This is a genomic window from Candidatus Protochlamydia phocaeensis, from assembly GCF_001545115.1.
Lineage (GTDB): Bacteria > Chlamydiota > Chlamydiia > Chlamydiales > Parachlamydiaceae > Protochlamydia_A > Protochlamydia_A phocaeensis.
Genome location: NZ_FCNU01000022.1, coordinates 48,719 through 68,095, shown reverse-complemented (window position 1 = coordinate 68,095; position 19,377 = coordinate 48,719). Strand labels below are relative to the sequence as shown.

At 41.8% G+C, this 19,377-nt stretch carries 17 protein-coding genes; 7 read left to right on the top strand and 10 right to left on the bottom strand.

What is annotated here, in order from left to right:
* Positions 1 to 73 precede the first annotated feature (73 nt).
* A complete protein-coding gene (locus BN3769_RS07760) occupies positions 74 to 1,186 on the bottom strand; it encodes a protein-tyrosine phosphatase family protein (RefSeq protein WP_079989475.1) in 1,113 nt (370 codons plus the stop codon).
* Positions 1,187 to 1,289: 103 nt separating this feature from the next.
* On the opposite strand from BN3769_RS07760, the gene BN3769_RS07755 reads away from it, so the two are divergent.
* Positions 1,290 to 2,390, top strand: a complete 1,101-nt coding sequence (locus BN3769_RS07755; RefSeq protein ID WP_068469262.1) for an FAD-dependent oxidoreductase — start codon at positions 1,290 to 1,292, stop codon at positions 2,388 to 2,390.
* Positions 2,391 to 2,565: 175 nt separating this feature from the next.
* On the opposite strand, the gene BN3769_RS07750 is transcribed toward BN3769_RS07755, so the two are convergent.
* A complete protein-coding gene (locus tag BN3769_RS07750) occupies positions 2,566 to 3,189 on the bottom strand; it encodes an aspartyl/asparaginyl beta-hydroxylase domain-containing protein (RefSeq protein ID WP_068469260.1) in 624 nt (207 codons plus the stop codon).
* A gap of 493 nt (positions 3,190 to 3,682) precedes the next feature.
* Between BN3769_RS07750 and aspS the strand changes: the two genes are divergently transcribed.
* On the top strand, positions 3,683 to 5,491 hold the full coding sequence (gene aspS, locus BN3769_RS07745; protein WP_068469259.1) for an aspartate--tRNA(Asn) ligase: 1,809 nt from the start codon (positions 3,683 to 3,685) through the stop codon (positions 5,489 to 5,491).
* A 111-nt stretch (positions 5,492 to 5,602) separates the two neighbouring features.
* On the opposite strand, the gene BN3769_RS07740 is transcribed toward aspS, so the two are convergent.
* Entirely contained in the window at positions 5,603 to 6,586 is a 984-nt protein-coding gene (locus tag BN3769_RS07740; protein WP_079989473.1) for a class I SAM-dependent methyltransferase, read from the bottom strand.
* A gap of 157 nt (positions 6,587 to 6,743) precedes the next feature.
* On the opposite strand from BN3769_RS07740, the gene BN3769_RS07735 reads away from it, so the two are divergent.
* Both BN3769_RS07735 and BN3769_RS07730 read left to right on the top strand, forming a co-directional pair.
* Positions 6,744 to 7,901, top strand: coding sequence for an alcohol dehydrogenase catalytic domain-containing protein (locus BN3769_RS07735; protein WP_068469255.1), 1,158 nt, complete (start codon positions 6,744 to 6,746; stop codon positions 7,899 to 7,901).
* 495 nt (positions 7,902 to 8,396) lie between these two features.
* Positions 8,397 to 9,755: a hypothetical protein gene (locus BN3769_RS07730; protein WP_068469253.1), complete on the top strand. Its 1,359-nt coding sequence runs from the start codon at positions 8,397 to 8,399 to the stop codon at positions 9,753 to 9,755.
* Between the two features lie 196 nt (positions 9,756 to 9,951).
* Here the strand turns inward: BN3769_RS07730 and BN3769_RS07725 are convergent, their stop codons facing one another.
* Positions 9,952 to 10,728: a hypothetical protein gene (locus tag BN3769_RS07725; RefSeq protein ID WP_068469251.1), complete on the bottom strand. Its 777-nt coding sequence runs from the start codon at positions 10,726 to 10,728 to the stop codon at positions 9,952 to 9,954.
* Between the two features lie 274 nt (positions 10,729 to 11,002).
* Between BN3769_RS07725 and dacB the strand changes: the two genes are divergently transcribed.
* On the top strand, positions 11,003 to 12,553 hold the full coding sequence (gene dacB, locus BN3769_RS07720; protein WP_068469249.1) for a D-alanyl-D-alanine carboxypeptidase/D-alanyl-D-alanine endopeptidase: 1,551 nt from the start codon (positions 11,003 to 11,005) through the stop codon (positions 12,551 to 12,553).
* 152 nt (positions 12,554 to 12,705) lie between these two features.
* Here dacB and BN3769_RS07715 read toward each other — a convergent pair whose 3' ends face one another.
* Positions 12,706 to 13,860, bottom strand: a complete 1,155-nt coding sequence (locus tag BN3769_RS07715; protein ID WP_068469246.1) for an NADH:flavin oxidoreductase/NADH oxidase — start codon at positions 13,858 to 13,860, stop codon at positions 12,706 to 12,708.
* Between the two features lie 451 nt (positions 13,861 to 14,311).
* On the opposite strand from BN3769_RS07715, the gene BN3769_RS07710 reads away from it, so the two are divergent.
* Positions 14,312 to 14,686, top strand: a complete 375-nt coding sequence (locus BN3769_RS07710) for a hypothetical protein (RefSeq protein ID WP_068469244.1) — start codon at positions 14,312 to 14,314, stop codon at positions 14,684 to 14,686.
* A 252-nt stretch (positions 14,687 to 14,938) separates the two neighbouring features.
* On the opposite strand, the gene BN3769_RS07705 is transcribed toward BN3769_RS07710, so the two are convergent.
* Together BN3769_RS07705 and BN3769_RS07700 are read right to left on the bottom strand one after the other, a co-directional pair.
* A complete protein-coding gene (locus tag BN3769_RS07705) occupies positions 14,939 to 15,457 on the bottom strand; it encodes a TIGR03067 domain-containing protein (protein WP_068469242.1) in 519 nt (172 codons plus the stop codon).
* Positions 15,458 to 15,466: 9 nt separating this feature from the next.
* Positions 15,467 to 15,865, bottom strand: coding sequence for a DUF302 domain-containing protein (locus BN3769_RS07700; protein ID WP_068469241.1), 399 nt, complete (start codon positions 15,863 to 15,865; stop codon positions 15,467 to 15,469).
* 225 nt (positions 15,866 to 16,090) lie between these two features.
* On the opposite strand from BN3769_RS07700, the gene BN3769_RS14725 reads away from it, so the two are divergent.
* Entirely contained in the window at positions 16,091 to 16,249 is a 159-nt protein-coding gene (locus BN3769_RS14725) for a hypothetical protein (protein WP_154017856.1), read from the top strand.
* A gap of 79 nt (positions 16,250 to 16,328) precedes the next feature.
* Here the strand turns inward: BN3769_RS14725 and def are convergent, their stop codons facing one another.
* From def to BN3769_RS07685, 3 genes are all read right to left on the bottom strand, one after another.
* Positions 16,329 to 17,351, bottom strand: coding sequence for a peptide deformylase (gene def / locus BN3769_RS14475; protein WP_079989472.1), 1,023 nt, complete (start codon positions 17,349 to 17,351; stop codon positions 16,329 to 16,331).
* Positions 17,352 to 17,850: 499 nt separating this feature from the next.
* Positions 17,851 to 18,798, bottom strand: a complete 948-nt coding sequence (locus tag BN3769_RS07690) for an antibiotic biosynthesis monooxygenase (protein WP_228840652.1) — start codon at positions 18,796 to 18,798, stop codon at positions 17,851 to 17,853.
* 52 nt (positions 18,799 to 18,850) lie between these two features.
* On the bottom strand, positions 18,851 to 19,348 hold the full coding sequence (locus tag BN3769_RS07685; RefSeq protein ID WP_068469239.1) for a nucleoside deaminase: 498 nt from the start codon (positions 19,346 to 19,348) through the stop codon (positions 18,851 to 18,853).
* Between the last annotated feature and the right edge of the window lie 29 nt (positions 19,349 to 19,377).

The window sequence follows — 19,377 nt, the reverse complement described above, 5'->3', positions numbered from 1 at the left end:
AACGGATAAAAGAATACATGAAACTGGGCAAGCGCACTTGCCCAGAAATGAAGGGATTTGGCTAAAAGCCCGATTAAAGACCCAAGAGGAATTTGCCATATTTAAGCACTAATTCGAATTGCTCTTTCGTTTGCACAAATACATCTCCCGCCTGTTCTCTCAGCTGCGGAATTAACTTAACTAATTCCGACTCTAAATTTCCCTGATGAATAATCTTGCGTTGGATAAGCTCTTCTAGAATAGCAGATGCAATAATGGCGCCTGTTCTGCCTTGTCCAGCCCGACAGTGAATAATTCTTTGCTTATCAAGGTTATTCTTTAAATGCGAAACGCATACTTGCAACTCCTCTATGGAAATGACGCCTCCATCCGGCCATTGGGTAAAATGTCCCCTTTGCACATTCACGGCAATTTCAGGCTGATTTTTATTGCAAAGAGAATAATGATAGATTTTCAATTCCTTTAAATCAGGATCTTCTTCTTCCTTGACCATTTCCACTCTCATATGCTCAAATTCCGCCGCCTCTTCGCTTATCGGATAATAAGGAGTCACGCCTAGCTTCTGATCCCTGGCATTAGTTAAATCAAGAATGAATGTCGGCATACTAAAGGCTAACTGCCAGAAGAAAGGTTTCTCAAAAGAAGTCGGGGCTTGGGAAGCAATAAAAGAGCTAGCGCTTATTCCTTCACCCACTCTATTGGCATGAAGAGTCATGGAGCAAACCTCAATAATCGTCTTTTTAGGGCAATGTACATCGGAAAACCGATCCCAATATAAGACTTGAAAATGCTCAGGATGCGCGTCAAAAGAAATCGTACTTTCCCGCACCATTCTCCATAATTCTTGAATGGAACTTTCTGCTAAGGGATCTCTTACATGAGTCGCTAAAGCGTTTAAATTTTCTGCTTTATTTTCACAAATCTCTTTCTTTTTTTTATTCATCTTGCCGGGAAGCGGGCTCATTAAATGCATCTGAAGAGAAGGAACAAAGCTTACAAATGGCTCGGAATCGATAGGTTCAGTTAACTCTCGTGACCCATCATTCTCTAAAGCTTCTTTAAATAATTTCGTCTCTTTGGCCATGGGGCCGGATTGCAAGCTTAATTCACCGTCTGTTCTTCTTTCCATGTGCGAATTAGTACTTAAACAGTTTGAATTACAAATTAAACTAGAAGTAGAAAACATAAATCTCCATAAATAAAATTAAATAAATAAATCAAAATTTATTTAAAAAAAACAATAAATAATATAATATAAAAACGCAAATTAATTATTAATGGTTAAAAAAATGCATACTTTTGAAATTTCTAAAGGATTTAATTTATCTAAATTAACTACCATTCAATCTAATGTTCCCTCTTTTATTAAGGCGGGGCATGCAATTTTAAATATTCATCATTTTGGTTTAAAAATTTTAGAACGACTAAATCATAACAAACCCTCTTTATCTTTGTCTTGTCTTTTTGGCTCGTCTTCTTTGCAAAAGACATGGAATCAGGAATTCAAGCTTCTTTCCTCTTCTGATTTCGCATCTGTCAGTAAAATTGCCAATTTGCATGCAGAAAATCCGGTCAATCCTATGCAGGATTTTATGAAATCTCTATCCGCCAAAACACAAGATAAAGGCCAAATGATTCAGAGCATTGAGAAAAAAGATCTTTCAACCTATCAATTCTCTTCTCAAATTTTAGATGTTGTCAGTGAAAATGGCGAATTTCGGACAATTCGGCTTCAGCGTCCCAAAGACTGGGATTTCCAGCCTGGACAATATGTGGAGATAAGAGGCAAAGAAGGCAGCAAGCCGGCTATTCTAGCGATTGCTTCAGGGATAGGAGACGATTACATTGAAATTACGGCTAAACCAAACATTAATCCGGACCATGCGAATTATTGCCTTAATCGCATTCCTGGAGAAGAGCTTCTTATTACAGGACCATTAGGAAGCAATTTCCCCGTTCATCTGGTCTCTTCCGAAGCCCCGGTTCTTTTACTTGGCGGAGGTTCCGGGTTGACGGCACTGAGAAGCGTCATGGAGAGTTTGCCTATGGATGCAAATGCCAAACTGATTTATAGCACAAAGAATGCTCAAAACCTTCTTTATCACGATGAAATTGAACAATGGAAATCGGAGGGGCATATTATTAGCTTAACACAGGATAAGCAGGCTGATTTTGCTGAAGGCCGTATTACCGATCACCTTAAAACTTACGACTTCAAACCCAATACCCTTATTTTTATTTGCGGTCCGAAAGAAATGGTCTTGGAAACAGCCAATATGCTGGCTGCGCAAGGCATTCCTCGGGAATATATTTATGGCAGCTTGCCTGCCACTGCTAAAGATGGGGGACCTGTCTACCGAGGCGATCACCCCAAAATGATGATGGTTTAAAGCGAATCGCGTTGCAAAGTCAGCCGCCTGTTAAGCAGCCGGCTTTGCAACCAATTGTGCCAATCAACTGTTAGGGAGGGCTTTTAAACTGCTAATCGCTTAGATTCGAGTTTTTTTTCCTAGAGACACTTCTAGGGAAAATAATCTCCAATACAGGCTGAGTTTAATACCCTCTCTAGCTCTGTCCTAGACCCTGTAAGAAATTTATTGGCCGCAAGAAGTCAATATATAAAATAATTCTCTCTTGATCGGAATTATTCCAAGCGCTGTGGATTAAATTGTCATTGAAGATGATGGCTTCTCCCGCCTCTCTCCAGATATGCGTTTGCTCGCCGACCTTTATTCCACAGGTTTCTCCCGGAGGAATGATCAAGCCCAAATGAAAAATCAAAGAAGTGGGATTGTAGTGGCGGTGAGGAGCTAATGTGCTTTTGGGATGCAGACGGGAAAAACCGGCAAAGTTGATTCTAGGAAAATGCTTTAATAGCTCAGTAGAAGCCGGAAAGCGCTCTGGAAGGGAAGCCATTAATTCTTTTCTCTGTTCATTCGTCAATTGCGCCTTAACCTCCATACCCTCGCTTGGATAATTGCCAAAATAAAGAGGACAAACGGTCCAATCTCCATCTAAAAATTTGCAATGTCCGCTTTGATCGTAATCATCGCTTCCCCAGTGAAGCCATATTTTATTTTGACTGAGTTCCTTTTGAATAATCAAATAATTCTGTTGAATCTCTTTCATGTCATAAAAATCGGCTACATTATAAAACGCCACACCTTCATTGAATTGAAGATAATTCATATTTAACTCCTACATTGACCAAGGAAATTCCTTTATTTTTTATTATACCATATCTCTTTCTGAAGTTTAAATTTTTATTTTAATTTATAAAACCGACCTAAAAAACGCCCTTTTCCTTTAAAGACCTCAAATTCATAACGGCCTAATTCGATTTCTTTTCTGCGGCAAAATAATCCGCAAGGATGAGTTTTAAACTGCATTTTTGGGAGGCAGATAAATCCGCCTTTACTGCCAAGCGGATGAAATTAAGCCTCTCAGTTTGCATAAAACCGTCAAATATTTGAACAAATCCTCTCTAGCATGCTATACTTGTTAACCTAAGTAAAGACTCCGGTTATAAACCTGAGTGTGGAGTGTTTTTTGCCCTTTGGACTAACGGGAAAGCTCTTACCATTTGTTCATCTCCAAGACGTTGACGCGGTCGAAAGGGTAAAAAACACTTCAAACCAGGTTATTAATTAAAACAACTTCTTTTCACCATTGAAGGTCTTGTATGGCAAGAATATTAGCCTCTGATTTATCGCATTATCTGAATCAACCTGTTGAGTTGCGGGGGTGGTTGAATAATGTCCGCGCCTTTGGAAAACTCAATTTTCTTATTTTGCGCGACCGTTCCGGTTTTGCCCAAATTGTCATAGAAGACAAGGCAGAATATCAAAAAATTGCCTCTCTCCAAGCCGGGTCTGTTTTAAGAGTAAAGGGAACGGCCGTCCCCTCTTCGCATGCAGAACTTGGCGTAGAAGTGATTCAACCGTCTTTGGAAGTGGAAGTTCCCGTTCAAGAGGCTCCTCTTGTGGAATACTATAAGCCCGAGATCCCTTCCGATTTAGAGTTTATTTTAGACCACCGCCCCATTGCCCTGCGCAATCGGCAGCTGCAGGCTGTTTTCAAAATCCAAGCCGAAATGACCCACGCCTTCCGTCTCTATATGCATGACGTCGTGAAAGCTGTAGAATATTTTGCTCCCAATATGATTGGCGCATCGTCTGAAGGGGGATGCGAATTTTTTAATGTCGACTTTTTCGGCTATCCCGCCACTCTGGCGCAAAGTAGCCAGCTTTATAAACAGATTATGGTCGGCGTCAATGAGCGCGTGTATGCTTTAATGCCTTTCTTCCGGGCCGAAAATTCCAATACGACACGCCACTTGACAGAAGGCAAGCAGTTTGAATTTGAAATGGGTTTTTTTGAAGATTGGCATGAAATCCTCGATGTGCAGGAAGGCTGCTTGAAATTCATGATCAACCATCTTCAAACAACATGCGCGCCTGAGATTAAAACGCTTGGCAACCAGCTTGTCAGAGCGCCGCTTAATGTCCCCTTTCCCCGCCTGACTTTTGCCGAAGCGCAGGAGATCTATTTTAAGAGAACGGGTATCGACGAACGCCAAGAGCCGGACTTAAGCCCTGCAGCGGAAAAAGAGCTTTGCCGATACGCTTTTGAAGAATTTGGTACGGACCTTATTTTCATTACAGACTGGCTGACAAGCAAGCGCCCTTTTTATGCTTATCCGACAGATGGCCACCCTATTTTAAGCAATACCTTCGACTTATTATGCGGCGGCACGGAAATTACCTCCGGAGGACAGCGCCGCCATATGTATGATTCCATGATTGAAGGGATTAAATCCAAAGGAATGGATCCTGCGAATTTTACGGATTATCTAAGCATATTTAAATATGGCATGCCTCCCCATGGCGGTTTTGGTATGGGCCTTGAGCGCTTGACCATGACGCTTTTAGGATTGAAGAACATCCGGGAAGCTTCCCTGTTTCCATCCGATCCGAAGCGCATTGCAGGCAATCGCATTAAGGCTAAGATCTTTTTTGGCAGTGAAAATATTCGCAATGAGATCATTCGCTTAATTAAAAAGAACGAAATGGAATTTCAACATCTCGTTCACAATCCAGCAGCAACCGCAGAGGCATCGACAGCTGCTAGCGGCGCTGCAAGAGAAGGGGGCATCAAATCACTCATTTTAAAGGGAAAAAATACAAGAAAGAACTACCAAATCAGTATTCCTTCCACGCTCAAATTAGATATGAAGGTTGTCGCCGAAATGGTCGGGGAGAAATGCGAATTTGAAGATCCTGCGATTGTCAGCGAGCGCTTCGGGCTGATCGTAGGAGCTGTTCCTCCCTTTGGACATCTGCTCAATTTGGATACCTTCTTTGACGAGCGCATTTCTCAGGCAGAACATGCCATTTTCAGTTGTGGACTGCAGACAGAGTCCATAAAAATGAGATCCAAAGATTTGGTCGCGCTTGTCCAACCCAAATTTGGACGCTTGGCCAAAGAATAAAGGAGAGACAAATAGCAGGCAGCTTTACAGCTGTCTGCCGTTTATTTGAATAAAACCTTTGGCCTCTTACGTTTCCTAAAAGAATGAGTAAATCCTAAAAATAATCAAGGCTTATTTAAACGTGATTTTCCAGCAGCGATGGATTTTTTGATCTTGAAAATCGATGGGAATGGTCTGATGGGAAATCTCCGCAAACGAACAAGCCGGAAAGCGTGTTTCATCCAAAACAAATTTGCGAGAATTTGTACTAAAGAAAATTATTCCCTCTTTAGATAAAAGCTGAAGCGCTTTAGAAATGAGAAAAACATAATCTTCTTGAATATCGAACAGCTGGTCCATCTTTTTTGAACGCGAAATAGTCGGCGGATCAATGATGATCACATCATAGTTTATTCCGGTCCGCACTTCTTCTTCCAAAAACTTTAAGCAATCGGCGCGAACCACCGGATTGTTTTTTAGAGAAAGCGAATTAAGGGTAAAGTTTTCCCTTCCCCATGCTGTATAGGTATTGGACATATCCACGCTTTTAGTGAAAATTGCTCCAGCTGCTGCTGCCTGAACGCTAAAGGAACACGTATAGGCAAAGAGGTTGAGCACCCGCTTTCCTTGCGAAACAGACGCGACCAGCCGACGGGTTTCTCGGTGATCAAGAAAAAGACCTGTATCCAGATAATCGGTTAAATTAATGTAAAATTTAATGCCATATTCATATGCGGTAAAAAATTCCTTAGACTCGCCAATTTTCTCATACTGGCGTGTCTTTTTATGCTTGGCACGTATGCGCCAATAAATTTCATCGCCTTGAATGCCAAATACCATTTGCAATGCTTTTGTGATTTCTTCTACTAATTCTAAGGGAGGGTCTTCCTCTTCTCTTTTAGGAGAAAAATAGTTGACGCTGAAACGCCCAGCATAAAAATCAATGGCCACCGGATATTGCCGAATGTCGCGATCATACAAGCGAAAACAGTCTGTATTAGAGCGCTTGGCCCATTTACGCAAATGCCGGTAATTCTTTCTGAGGCGATTGGCAAGGGGCGAGCTTTTATCTTCTCCATCCGCAATCCCAGGTAAAATCAAATTAACTTCGTTCATAGCAAAAATAGATCTCTTATTGATTGAGAAAAGAAAACATCTTAACACATTTATTGATAAGAACCTATTGTTTCATCACCCTATCGCAGACATTAAAACCTTATTGACTCGCAACTCTTATCCATATATTAAAATTTTATTTTAAAAGGAGAAGGAAATGAAAGCTCTCGTTTTTCATAGCCCCAAAAAAGTTAGCATTGAAAATGTTCCGGATCCCACTCTACTCAAACACGACGATGTCATTGTAAAAGTTACCTCTACCTCTATTTGCGGAACAGACCTTCATATTTTTAATGGATTGCTTCCTCAAAAAAGAGATCTGATTTTAGGCCATGAATTCATGGGCATTATCGAAGAGGTGGGAAAGGGAATTACCCAATTTAAGAAGGGTGATCGCGTGATCGTTTCTTGCATTATCTCTTGCGGCCATTGTTTTTTCTGCCAGCACGGGCAGCCCCCTCAATGTGAGAATTCAAATAAAGACCACTATGGACCAGAAGGACGTCCACCCAATAGCGTAGGAGGCGGCGTATTTGCCTATACGGATCTCTATGGCGGCTATGATGGCGGTCAGGCTGAATATGTTAGAGTGCCTTTTGCAAATCACGGATTGCGTAAAATAGAAGAAGGCTTCAAGGACGAGGAAGTCCTCTTTCTTACCGATATTTTTCCTACCGGATGGGCAGCCATTGACCGCGCTCAGCTTAAAGGGGGAGAAACTGTCGTTGTATTTGGCTGCGGACCGGTCGGCATTATGTGCCAGAAAGCTGCTTGGCTGAACGGAGCCGGTCGAGTGATCGGCGTAGACCTTCTTGATTACCGGCTTGAATTAGCTCATAAATGCGCTAGAGTAGAAACATTGAATTTGAACGACGTCAATGTCATTGACGTCATTCGGGACATGACTGGCGGAAGAGGCGCCGACGTCTGCGTAGATGCCGTTGGGATGGAGGCCAATCGAAGCATATGGGAAAAAGCGCTCGATCTCGCCCATGCCCAATCCGGGACTATTAACGCCCTTAAAGCCTGCATCAGTGCTGTCCGCCGCGGCGGCACAGTCTCCATTATAGGCGTCTATGCAACTGACTATTCCAATTTTCCACTAGGACAAATTTTCGACAAAGGCCTTTCTATCCATACAGGCCCCGTTCCTTTGCAATTTTATCTGGATCACCTTATGCAACTTGTCAAAGATAAAAAAGTCATTCTGGATGATATTATTACGCATAATTTTACTCTCGAACATGCCGCACAGGCTTATGACCTCTTTTGCCACAAAAAAGACAATTGCCTCAAAGTCGTCCTAAAGCCTTAAAGATTTAAGCTTGTCAAAGCCTTTTGCTGCTTGCAAAGGCTATATTAGAGGGCGTATTTCCCCCTAAGAACGGTTCTTGAAAAAAGCATTGTCCGCGGGTCCCCTGCTGTGCCTTCACCCCGGCAAGTGCCCATGCGCCACTCACGTGATTTGTCTAATTCAGCAGGCTTTTTTCTTATCTATGCCCTACAAAATTGAGTTTTAAGCAATACTGCCGTCAAATTCATAATGGTCCAGATTTCAAGACTATTTAACCTAAGTTTGGAGTTTTTTTTGCTCTTTCAACAGCATCAAAGCCTCGGAGATGAATAAATGACAAAGCGGTCAAATTTAAAAATAGGGACCGCCTAGCCATTTGTTCCTCTGCAAGCGCGTTCACGTCCGTCCAAAGGGCAAAAAAAACTCCAAACTCAAGTTATTTATTATTTCGCTTGATTCTATCCTTAATTTACACTATTATCTCCTGATTATTTATCTATTATAAAGCTTTAAATTATGTTAGCTATTAATTCCTATTTCCCCGCTAGTACATCTATCTTTAACACATTAAATCAACAGAATAAAAAATCCATTTTTATTATTAAACCTAGCGATCATTTCTTATTAAAAGGTTTAAAATATATGGGAAAAGGAGCAGAAAAGGGCGTTCTTATTTTAGCCTTTTCTGTTATGGCTGTGGCTTTTCCTTTATTTGCTTCGATAGAAGGGGTTATAAGAGGAGCTGTGTGTTTAAGCAAAAAGGTTTGTTCTTTATTTAATCAGAAAGCGGATGCAAGCTCGCTTCGAACCAATGAGCAAGCGGCTCCTCAACCGGTTGCCCTTTCTTCTGAAAAGGCTATGCCGACAGAAAGCATGGTCTCTTATCTCTTTAGTGGGGGAAGGTTTGGAGATTGCTTGATTACTTATCTGCATGCGAAGTGGCTATCGTATAAGTATCATTTACCTTTGGCTTATGTACCTTTTGAATATTCCGACCAGCTTTTGATAAGCGACATAGAGAAAGAATATGACTTGACCAAATTTACGGCTTGCCATGCGCATGGGGATGAAGCAGCATTTACACAATTGAGTGAACAGTCTCAAGAAGAAAGAGAAAGAAGAAAAGAACTTCATTCCATTTATTATTTTCCGGAATCCCCATCCGAGCGGGGCCCCTTCTACAGAGGCGCCTATGTCGCTATTGATTGGAAAGACCTGAATTTTAAGGCACAAATCCGTGAAATTATTAAACCCAAACAAGATTTAAATCTTATTGTCCCTCCAAAAGACCGCGTTTCCGTTGCCATTCATTGGCGCGCAGGATCAGGACCGGATAATGCCACATCGCAAAACTACTATCCTTGCAAGCTTCCTCCAGAAGATTATTATATTGCGCAAGCTATTCGAGTCTGCCAAACCTATGCTGATCAACCGCTTTATTTTCACCTTTTTACGGACGCGCGCAATCCAAAAGCCCTTCAAGAAAAAGTGCTAAGAAAAATTAGAGAGGCTGGCTTTAAACAAGATATTATCTTTGGAGACGATCATCCAAATCGAACAAATCCCGTTCTAGAAGATTTCTTTTCGATGTCGAATTTTGATTGCTTAATTCGTTCTGAATCCCATTACTCGATAGCTGCTCAGCTGATCGGAAATCACAAACTGGTCATTGGGCCCAAGCATTTTCACTCCGAAATCAATTATGGAGTAAAGAAAATGGATATTGTTATCGATCAATTAGCCATTTTTGAGAATGGAGCGGAGCGGGAAGAAGAAACAGAGATCCGCTTCCCCTATATTCTTCAATCCTCTCCTATAGAAAAGTATCTATGGCATCATGTCGATGTTTTCGGACTACCCAAAATTTTTCCTTAGAGAGTATTCCTCCTCTGAAATAGGAGGAGTTATCTGTTGAGTTCAGTTAGAAGCGTGTAAATGTTTTTTGCCATATAAAAAAAGCTAAAATTTTTCCAAATTTCTAATAAAATTGAGCATTCAGAAAGGTTAAGAAAAGCCCACTTGAAAAGAGGCTATTCAACAGTTCTAAATTTGAATACCCTCTCTTCACCAGTTAAACTCTATTCACTTTATTGTAAAAATTATTGATATCCTGATTGTAAGAACTATTGATATCCTGTCGGAATTTCATTTCAGACGGATTGGATGGCTGAAAGGACCGCCTATCGTCTTCTTGAATAAATGAATGCAATGTTCCTGCCTTATTTTCAGAAGGGATAGAAGGCATTATTTCCTTTCTCAGTTTGTGGTGGGCTTCTTGATTTAGCATAGGAAACAATTCATTGAGTTCTGTGTTTATTTGATTAGTCAAATTTCCATACTCTTGCTCAAATTGCTGCTGAACTTGCTTGTGGATATCTATGACTTTTCTTATTAAAGCACGCATATTATAGTGCAAATCTTTCTCTGCAAGCTGATTGACAAGCACCTCTTCTTTCATAGACATTTGTAAATACATTCGCGTCTTTTCGGGCATATACTTCCGAATAAACATCCTCGCATCTAGCTTTGTCACATACGGAAAATGGAAGGAAGGAGGTTCTATATAACTTGCTTCTTCCTCTCTAAGATCGCTCTCTAAGAAGGGTAATTGCTCCTTATGCTTTTTGATTTTTTCATTACATTCCCAAAGATTAAGAATGAGCTTTTCTAAATAGTCAGGCATCAAGATAATTTTCTTATCTGGCTCCCGATTCTGAGTAGCCGGCATAAATCCCGGATGAGCCGGTTGATTAAGCGGAAAAGAGGAAGCAGGAGCATAAGGATTATGATCAAGCGTAGACGGTCCATTTCCCTGATGGTCAGGCAGATTAGAATAAAAAAAGCACATTATTTCTCCATACCTAAATTAATTGAGAGATCGCTTTAAGAGGGTGTAACCCCCTCATAATCGATAGTTGAGATTATTTTTCCCCTAAGGAAGCAAGAGGAGATTGCGGTTTTTAATATCCCCTCTTAGAGTGCTTATAAAGATTTAATATTTTAAATTTCACTTCAAAAATAAAAAAATAATTGATATCCCTTAATTTCATCTCTTACAGAAGATATCAAAACGTATAATAGCGGTTTTGATATACGCCCATTATTATTAAGGAAGATTGACCATGCTAGGCCGACCTCTTTTATTTTCTTTGTTCCTCTCCTTCATGCCAGGCCTTTTTTTAAAGGCTTCCCCTACACCGACATCTTTGCCGGAGCCTATCCTTAGCCTTATGCACCAACCTAAATATCAACATGCTTTTTGGGGAGTATATGTAAAGGACTTAGAAACAGAAGAAATCGTATTCAACCTTAATGACGACCGGTTTTTCCTTCCTGCTTCCACAACAAAAATGTTTTCCGTTGCTGCCTTGTTGCATACTTTTGGAGATGATTATCGCTTCAAGACTCCGGTTTTTGCCATCGGCTCCCTTAAAGAAGGACGCCTTACGGGAGATTTGATTCTTGTCGCTCAAGGAGATTTGGCTTTTGGCGGAAGATCTAAAGGACCAGATGAACTCTCTTTTACCAAACTAGACCATACATTAGCCAACAACCTTCCCGGCGTCCTTTTGACACCTGAAGATCCCTTATATGGCTTAAATGATTTAGCCAAACAGATAAAGCAACAAGGAATCCATGAGATCAATGGCAATATTCTCATTGACGACCGTCTCTTCGAGATAACGGAAAAGCGGGAGATGACCCTATCCCCTCTTTTCATCAATGAGAATGTAATCGATTTAATCCTTAATCCAACCGCAGAAGGTCAAAAAGCACAAATAGATTGGCGGCCCAAAGTCGAGGGATACACCATCATTAACGAAGTCCGAACAGTCGGCGATAAAGAGGCGCTTGATCTACAAATGGATTCGGATGAATCAGGAAAGCAAATCACCATTAAAGGCTCTCTGCCTATTGGCGAGAAGGATATTATTCGCACGTTTGCCATTAAAGATATCAATCAATTCGCGCAAACGGCTTTCATCCAGGCGCTGCGCTCCCAAGGCATCGCAGTTAATCTTGACCGGCATCACGCCCCGTCTCTTCCTCCTTCCGACATTTTGCAAAAATTAGCTCCTATCGCCGTATGGACATCCCCTCCTCTTTTCGAATATGCCAAGCTGATTCTTAAAGTCAGTCATAACTTAGGGGCTGATTTGATTCCCCTACTGTTGGCTGCCAAGAAGGGGAAAAAAACCTTTGATGACGGGATGGAAGAATTAGGACAATTTCTCATCCAGGACGTAAAAATCTCTCCCGACTCTTTTGTCTTTATTGACGCAGCAGGAGGAGATGGAAACCGCCTGACTCCCCTTGCAGAAGTCCAGCTATTAGAATATATGAGCAAGAAGCCACAAGCTCAATTTGAGCATTTTTTTAATGCCTTGCCCATTCTCGGCGTTGATGGATCATTGGCAGATGTGGCCAAGAATACGGCCGGAGCAGGGAAAGTCTGGGCTAAGACAGGATCCGGACTCTCTTTTAATTTAGCGACACGGACTTATTTTTTAACAACAAAAACATTTGCAGGCTACATTAAAAGCAAGAACGGTCATCTGTTAGCCTTTATGGTGTCTGTCAATAATGGGACAATGCCGGCATTGAAAGATGTCTTTGCCATTATGGAAGATGTTGGGCAAATTACCAGCCTTATTTACGAAGCAGCTCCTTAGCCCATCATAATCGATAGTTGAGATATTTTCCCCTGGGAGGTATTCGTACTCCCTAGGAGAAAACAATTCAAATCTAGGCCACTAGTCGTTTTAAGCCCTCCTCTTAGGCGACTAACAATTTAGTCATCGGAGTGAGTAGGATGCGCCGTCCATTATCCATGTCTTTTGACAGCATATCCATATTGCATCGGCCATTTTGGCTCTTTGTTCAAGGCTTGCTCGGCCTTTAGCCCCCAATAAGGCTCTCTTAAGAATTCCCTGCCAATAAAAACCAAATCGGCTTGGCCGGCTGTCACGATTTCATTAGCCTGTTGGGGATCTGTAATTAGTCCAACAGCACCTGTTAGGATTTGCGCTTGCTCTCTGATTGCTGCGGCAAAAGGAACTTGATAATTTCGTCCGACCGGAATTTTTGCATGCTTAACAGATCCTCCGCTAGACACGTCAATTAAATCAACACCTAAAGGTTTTAGTTGTTTGGCCAGCTCAATTGATTGTTGGATCTCCCAGCCGCCTTCTACCCAATCTGTCGCAGAGAGGCGGACAAAAAGAGGCATCTGTTGAGGGATCACAGAGCGAATCGCTTGCGCAATTTGGCATACTAGACGCATGCGATTTTCCAAGCTTCCTCCGTATTCGTCCGTCCGTTTATTGCTAAGAGGAGAGAGAAATTCGTGAAGCAAATATCCATGAGCCGAATGGATCTCAATAATGTCATAGCCCGCTTTCACTGCGCGAATGGCCGCTTCTCGAAAAGCTTGGATGACTCTTTGAATGCCCGGCTTGTCTAAGTCTTGCGGCATTAAATCCAAAAAAGGAATAGGGCTTGGCGCAACGAGATCCCATCCTCCTTGTCCCTTGCTTAAGCTTTCCCCTCCTTTCCAAGGCACATCGCAGCTCCCTTTGCGGCCGGCATGGGCTAACTGAATGCCAGCCTTTGCGTCCATGCGATGAATAAAGTGTGTAATGCGCTCAAGAGGCTCAATATGTGCATCATCCCATAGACCGAGATCTCCCGGTGAGATTCTTCCTTGCGCCGTCACAGCGGTCGCTTCAGTAAAAATAAGCCCAGCCCCTCCTACTGCCCTGCTTCCCAAGTGGACAAGATGCCAATCATCTGCAAATCCTTCTTTAGCTGAATACTGACACATGGGCGAGACGGCTATGCGGTTGCGCAAGCATAGTCCTCTAATCGTTAAAGGGCTTAGCAAATCAAAATCAGCAAAGCTACGGTCATGATCGTCATGAGCTAAACAGCCCGCATGAGTAGCCGAAGTCGTGTATTCTGTTCCTTTTTCTGCGCTCATGCAACCTCCTAATAAAATGTTAAGGTTTGATGCCAGGCTTTAAACATTTCAATTCTAAGAGGATGTATTAAAACCCTCATAATCGATAGTTGAAATGATTTTTCCATCATTGTTAAAACAATTATCAATTTCCTATTTGAGCTTATAAAGAACCTCTTCTTTTTAAGTAAACAGTCTTAGAGCTTATCTTCAAATTCATAATGCCTATATTCAAAATTATTTCTCAGTCAGGAAAGAACTAAAACCTAGGCTAATAGCTTGAGTTTGGAGACAAGCTTTTATGTACTACCTTTTTTTTCAAAAGATCGGTATAGGTGGTATTTAACGGGAAAAGTGAGACAAATTTTATTCCACAGACAGTCTTTAAAAAGACCTTTTGAATTTTTCAAAGAGCAGATGCCTTGGCATAGCCAAAAGAAGGGTCTAAATATAAACAACAATAGGAGCTATTATGCTGAAAAAACTCTTATGCCTTTATTTCTTCTTTTTATTCCCCTATATGTGCCTTCAGGCAGATCTTTCCGGAGCTTACGAAGTATCGGGCTTCGATCCGTTTCTTGGCCAACGGTATACGGGCGTTGCCATATTAGAAAAGCAAGAGGAGACTTATGCGATATATTGGACATTTAGCGATGGCACCTATAATGTAGGAACAGGTGTGCGTGATGGCGATCAAATCTCGTTTATCTTTAGAGGAGTAGAAGATCCCAATTATCTTGGCGTGCAAGTCTATGAATTTAAACGTGGCCGTTTAAAGGGCCCGTGGACCTTATTAGGCAGCTCTGTAGTAGGCATTGAAAAGCTTAAAAAAATTGAAACGCAATAATTTAACTAATCTTTAAATTGCCGGCTAAAGCCCGAGGGGCTTAAGAGAAAATGTTAAAACCGCTAAAAACCGAGATTCGATCTTTTCCCCAGGAAGCAATAGAGATAGCGGCCCCTCTTTACTCAACATTGTCCGCTATCTCCTATCGCCTCTTAGGGAGAAACTAATTTCAACCATCGATTATGATGAATTTTAATCCTCTCCCTCTAACAGCCGGCAATTTTCCCTTGCCATTTATCGTAAAAAGCTAGCTTAAAGACGCTGCCAAATTTCATACACTTGATTTTGCTCGGCAGCAAATTCTTTAGGACGAGCATGGTCGGGAAAGGAAAAATTGGCTTTTAGAATATCGTGATCTAATTCGAAGATTCCCTTTAGCGTTTGCCCGGCATAAGGTCCAGTATCTGGGACTAAATCCATTTCATTGGGCGTGACATTGGTATTGATGGAAATGCGGCCGGTTGGACTTTTAGGAAAGCCTCCGACATATTTAGGAAAGGTCAAATCCGCCCAGTCCAGTTTATAATGCTCCTTATCCGGAAAGCTATAAATAAAGTTCTCGAATATAGGAGAAGGAAGCCAAACTGTATTTAATTGACAACCGATGACCCGCCACTTACCTTCTAAGCGTGCGGTAGATTTTTTATTCATTCCATCTCCTTGTTCTATAATTCCGGGTGAAAGGGCTGGATCTTTCGATTGGGCAAAACAACTTAGCGAGCAGAAGCTGAGAAAAATAGCAAACGAGGCGATCTTGTTAATCCCTCTCATAACGGCCTCCTATTTAATTACTTCATTAATTAAGCTAGAAAGAGCATGGGCCATTTTTTCCAATATCTCTTTATTCTTTTCAATGTGATAGCGGTCTTTTAATACACTAGGATCTGTATAGGCAATTTGAGTCGATCCGGATGCATCTTTCCAAACTAGTACTTTAAGCGGTAAGTCAAATCCAATGGCAGGGTTTTCCTGCATCAAAAACGTCCCCACCTTAGGGTCTCCAAAAATCAATAATTTTTCATCCGCTAAAGAAAGCCCAACACGGCTGGCCTCTCCCGAATGATCAATTAAAGCAAATACAGGCGTTCCTTTCGCTCGCAGGGCAGCATCCAGATGCTGCACCGTCTCCGCAACTGAATAAGGACTCCAATGAACACTAAACGGATAAGTCGCTTCCATTACTCCTCTAAAATAAATAACTTACTTTTTCTTTAATAAATTAAAAAAAATAATACAATAAATTTATTTTAGACCTATAAACGAAAGAGAGCGGAAAAATGGAAAAGAACGCACGTTGTGTGCTTGCAAAATTAGAGTGATTTAAATTTGAGATTCTTTTGTTTTAAATCTCATTTAAACATACACATGCCTTGCTAGTCTAGCAGAGCTTTAAAAGGAGGGATCATGCCAACAAGAAAGCATCCAAGCGAGAAAAAAGAGGCGCTTGTTCCAACAAAGGAAGAAGCCACTGGGAAGCCCCTAAAAGTTACTTTGACGGGACAAACAGATAAGCCAAGAATTAACGCTTTAGCTACATCTGGCAAGAAAAAAAAACCTAAATAAGCTTCTATTCTTTAAGGATCGAATTGTTAAAAGGCATTCATTAATGAATGCCTATCTTATCAGCCAAAATTCTATCACCTTAATAGATGCCTAGACTCTTTTTAATGTCAAAAATGGATTTATTTTTCCAATATTTAGCGTAGTTGTCTTGCGTCATAAGCGTTCGTGCATGTGCGCGATCAATGAAAAGCACTCCATTGAGATGATCGATTTCATGCTGCAAAATACGTGCATACCATCCTGTCGCATTGATGACAACTGGCTGAGCCATTTCATTTAAGCACTCCACCCTTACTGTTTTTGCCCGAGGCACTACCCCTATTAATTCCGGAATGCTTAGGCATCCCTCAAAAAACTCGACTTTCTCTTCCTCAATAATATGAAGACTGGGATTGATAATCACGTGGAAGGGCACAGGTACCCGCCCTCTTTCTGCAAGCTGCAGAGTTGTTAAGGACGTATGGTAGTCTGATTTATCTTCTATGACAATGATCTGCAGGGCCTTTCCAATTTGCGGAGCTGCCAAGCCCACTCCTGGAGCTGCTTCCATGGCCGCTTTCATTTGTTGAATCAGATCTTGAGTGTCTTGGCTGAGAATATCTTCTTTAGATAGCGGCCGGGCAAGCTGACGAAGCACGGGCTCGCCGACTTGTACAACCGGCAAAGACTTCAGATCATGTTTCGCTTGCTCATTTCTTCTTTCAATGAAGCGCGATTCAGTGACAGCGTCAAGAGGAATCGCCCCATCGTAAAGGTGATAGTAGCGATTAATACCGCCCGGATTGGCCTCAAAAACCATTCTTCCTGGCAATTTTTGCGTATCCACTTTTAACATGACAAAAGACAGAACATCTCCCCAATACTTATCTATGATCTTATCGAGCTGATCGTCTGTAGAAAAGTGAATAAAGTCCTTGTCAGCAGCCGACAATTTGACAAAAGGGCTGGATTTGCTGACTTTCCAATCTTGGATTGAAAGCATTTTATAGAGATAACGCGGAGTGGTTGATTGTTCCATTGTTCCCTGCCTTGATAAGGATTCTTCACCATAGCTGCATAGAGCCATTAAGCTCATAGAAAGGATAAGAAAGAATTGGCGCATTTTTCTTCCCGAATAAAATTAAGGAAGGTTAGCAGTTGAGGTTTTTTTTAGGAATGGGAAGATCAGCGCGGGCGATTCGCCTTTTCAATGACTACTAAAAAGCCACCTGGGAAATACGCATTAGCTTCATCTCAATTTTCAATCCTATTCCAACGAAAAATGTAACAAGCGTATGCCATTTAGAATTACTTTTATCACGACTCATCGCTAGGGATTTTTGGTTAACATAAGCTTTTGGCTATTCATCAATATAACATTGTCCTTCTGCGACATTGCGAAGAGCAATTAAGTCCCTTCTTCGCCTTTTAAACTCTCTTCTAAAGCAGCATCTAAATAGGCGATCGCCTCATCCTAATTCTTAAGCTGCCCTCTGTGAGAAATCTTGAAACCTCCTTCTTTTTGCCATGGCCTAAGTCTCCAGGTTGAGCATCCTGTCAATTGTTGCTTTTTCGCAGCATTCCCAGAGTCTTTTATCAAGCAGCTTCATTTCTTAAAGTCCTTACAACAAGTTCCAGAACAGAAGAATTTCACACATATAAAGAATGAGGATCACAAGCGTTCCCATGAGAGAAACTGATCGCTGCTTTCCTTGTTTTGGAGACAGCCACCAACCTAAAAACCCAATGGCAATCGGCATGAAGGGCCAGGAAATTAATGCCACGCTAATGGCATTGCCTATAAAAGTGGCAACCGAGGAATTCAACGAACGTGTCAGAGGCGAAAGAAATTTAAGCTCTAACATGACAATGGGAAAAAGCACCAGCAGCACAACGCATGTTTGCTTCCACACAGGCGGCAGGCCTTCCGTTGACACTAAAGACGAAAACCAGCCGGCATAGGGAGAGATGACGCGATGGCTTTCAAGTAAAGAAATAAACCCTTTAGATTCTTCCAGAATCGCTTGTCGTTCCTGAGAAGAGAGCCAACGATCCAAATTTTCCGTTGTATCAAATTGCAAGAAAGTCACCCAATTTTGTCCTTTAATTTGCCGGGGCGATTGGATATACATTCCCCTAAAGCCCGGGAACTGCGCTTCGACCTGATGGATTTTTGCGACCCATTTCCGAAAAGCGTCTTCTTGATCAGGACTGATCTGGGTAACAAATACTTCCGTTACTCCGCCTTGCAAATCCGCTGCTTGCACGACTTTTTCTTGCACGGCATCCAATCGTTCGTCCGCTAGCAGTTCTCTAACTGCAGCTATTAACTCTTCGTAGTCTTTAGAAGAGCGCCAAACAGAAAGGCTTTCTGCATCACAAAAACGCTGGACAACTGTCCACAGCTCTCCCTTCTCTTTTGGAGACAAAACCTCCAAGCTGATAAAGCCAGGACTAGCCGTAATAAGCGTATTGAGCTTGGCTAGCCAAGCCGTAAATTCCGCAAGAGCTTGAGGATGAACATGCATGTTAAGAAGCAGCATGGTTCCATTATCTAAAGGCTTTTGCACGATCTCCACTTTTGTCTAATCCCTTCGATTCATTATTCGCGTGCCTTGTGAATTAATAACGGGCGCGATCCGGCATTTGCGAAAATGCTTTCCAGACTTCTACAGCTTCGGGCCGCATCATTTCTGTAAATTGAATTTGCCTCTCTTTGGGCTCCTTGCGGATTTCATCTAAAATATTGACATCTTGAAAGTCTCCATATTTCAACGAATCTTCCACGCGGGCTCCATAAAAGATGTGGTCGATGTGCGCCCAGTAAGCGGCCGCCAAGCACATCGGGCAGCATTCAGCACTCGTATACAGAACGCATCCCTCCAAATGAGGAGAACCCAGCTTTTTACACGCCTCTCTGATGGCTTGCATTTCGGCATGCCACGTAGGATCCTGATGCTTGATGACTTGATTATATCCTTCCGCAATGATTTTTCCGTCTTTGACAATCACCGCTCCAAAGACCCCTCCCGTCTTTTCAATAATTGCGCCTTGCCTGCTCAGTTCAATAGCCCTGCGCATGAACGCTTCTTTATACTCTTGCTTGAAATCTTTTTTCATTTTTCCTCCTAGGAGTTAAATTTCTTCTA

Coding starts and splice junctions, on each gene's coding strand:
- BN3769_RS14725 (WP_154017856.1), top strand. CDS start 16,091: ATGCCAACAAGAAAGCATCCAAGCGAGAAAAAAGAGGCGCTTGTTCCA.
- BN3769_RS07740 (WP_079989473.1), bottom strand. CDS start 6,586: ATGAACGAAGTTAATTTGATTTTACCTGGGATTGCGGATGGAGAAGAT.
- BN3769_RS07760 (WP_079989475.1), bottom strand. CDS start 1,186: ATGTTTTCTACTTCTAGTTTAATTTGTAATTCAAACTGTTTAAGTACT.
- def (WP_079989472.1), bottom strand. CDS start 17,351: ATGCGCCAATTCTTTCTTATCCTTTCTATGAGCTTAATGGCTCTATGC.
- BN3769_RS07700 (WP_068469241.1), bottom strand. CDS start 15,865: ATGGAAGCGACTTATCCGTTTAGTGTTCATTGGAGTCCTTATTCAGTT.
- BN3769_RS07710 (WP_068469244.1), top strand. CDS start 14,312: ATGCTGAAAAAACTCTTATGCCTTTATTTCTTCTTTTTATTCCCCTAT.
- BN3769_RS07725 (WP_068469251.1), bottom strand. CDS start 10,728: ATGTGCTTTTTTTATTCTAATCTGCCTGACCATCAGGGAAATGGACCG.
- dacB (WP_068469249.1), top strand. CDS start 11,003: ATGCTAGGCCGACCTCTTTTATTTTCTTTGTTCCTCTCCTTCATGCCA.
- BN3769_RS07750 (WP_068469260.1), bottom strand. CDS start 3,189: ATGAATTATCTTCAATTCAATGAAGGTGTGGCGTTTTATAATGTAGCC.
- BN3769_RS07755 (WP_068469262.1), top strand. CDS start 1,290: ATGCATACTTTTGAAATTTCTAAAGGATTTAATTTATCTAAATTAACT.
- BN3769_RS07705 (WP_068469242.1), bottom strand. CDS start 15,457: ATGAGAGGGATTAACAAGATCGCCTCGTTTGCTATTTTTCTCAGCTTC.
- BN3769_RS07735 (WP_068469255.1), top strand. CDS start 6,744: ATGAAAGCTCTCGTTTTTCATAGCCCCAAAAAAGTTAGCATTGAAAAT.
- BN3769_RS07715 (WP_068469246.1), bottom strand. CDS start 13,860: ATGAGCGCAGAAAAAGGAACAGAATACACGACTTCGGCTACTCATGCG.
- BN3769_RS07730 (WP_068469253.1), top strand. CDS start 8,397: ATGTTAGCTATTAATTCCTATTTCCCCGCTAGTACATCTATCTTTAAC.
- BN3769_RS07685 (WP_068469239.1), bottom strand. CDS start 19,348: ATGAAAAAAGATTTCAAGCAAGAGTATAAAGAAGCGTTCATGCGCAGG.
- aspS (WP_068469259.1), top strand. CDS start 3,683: ATGGCAAGAATATTAGCCTCTGATTTATCGCATTATCTGAATCAACCT.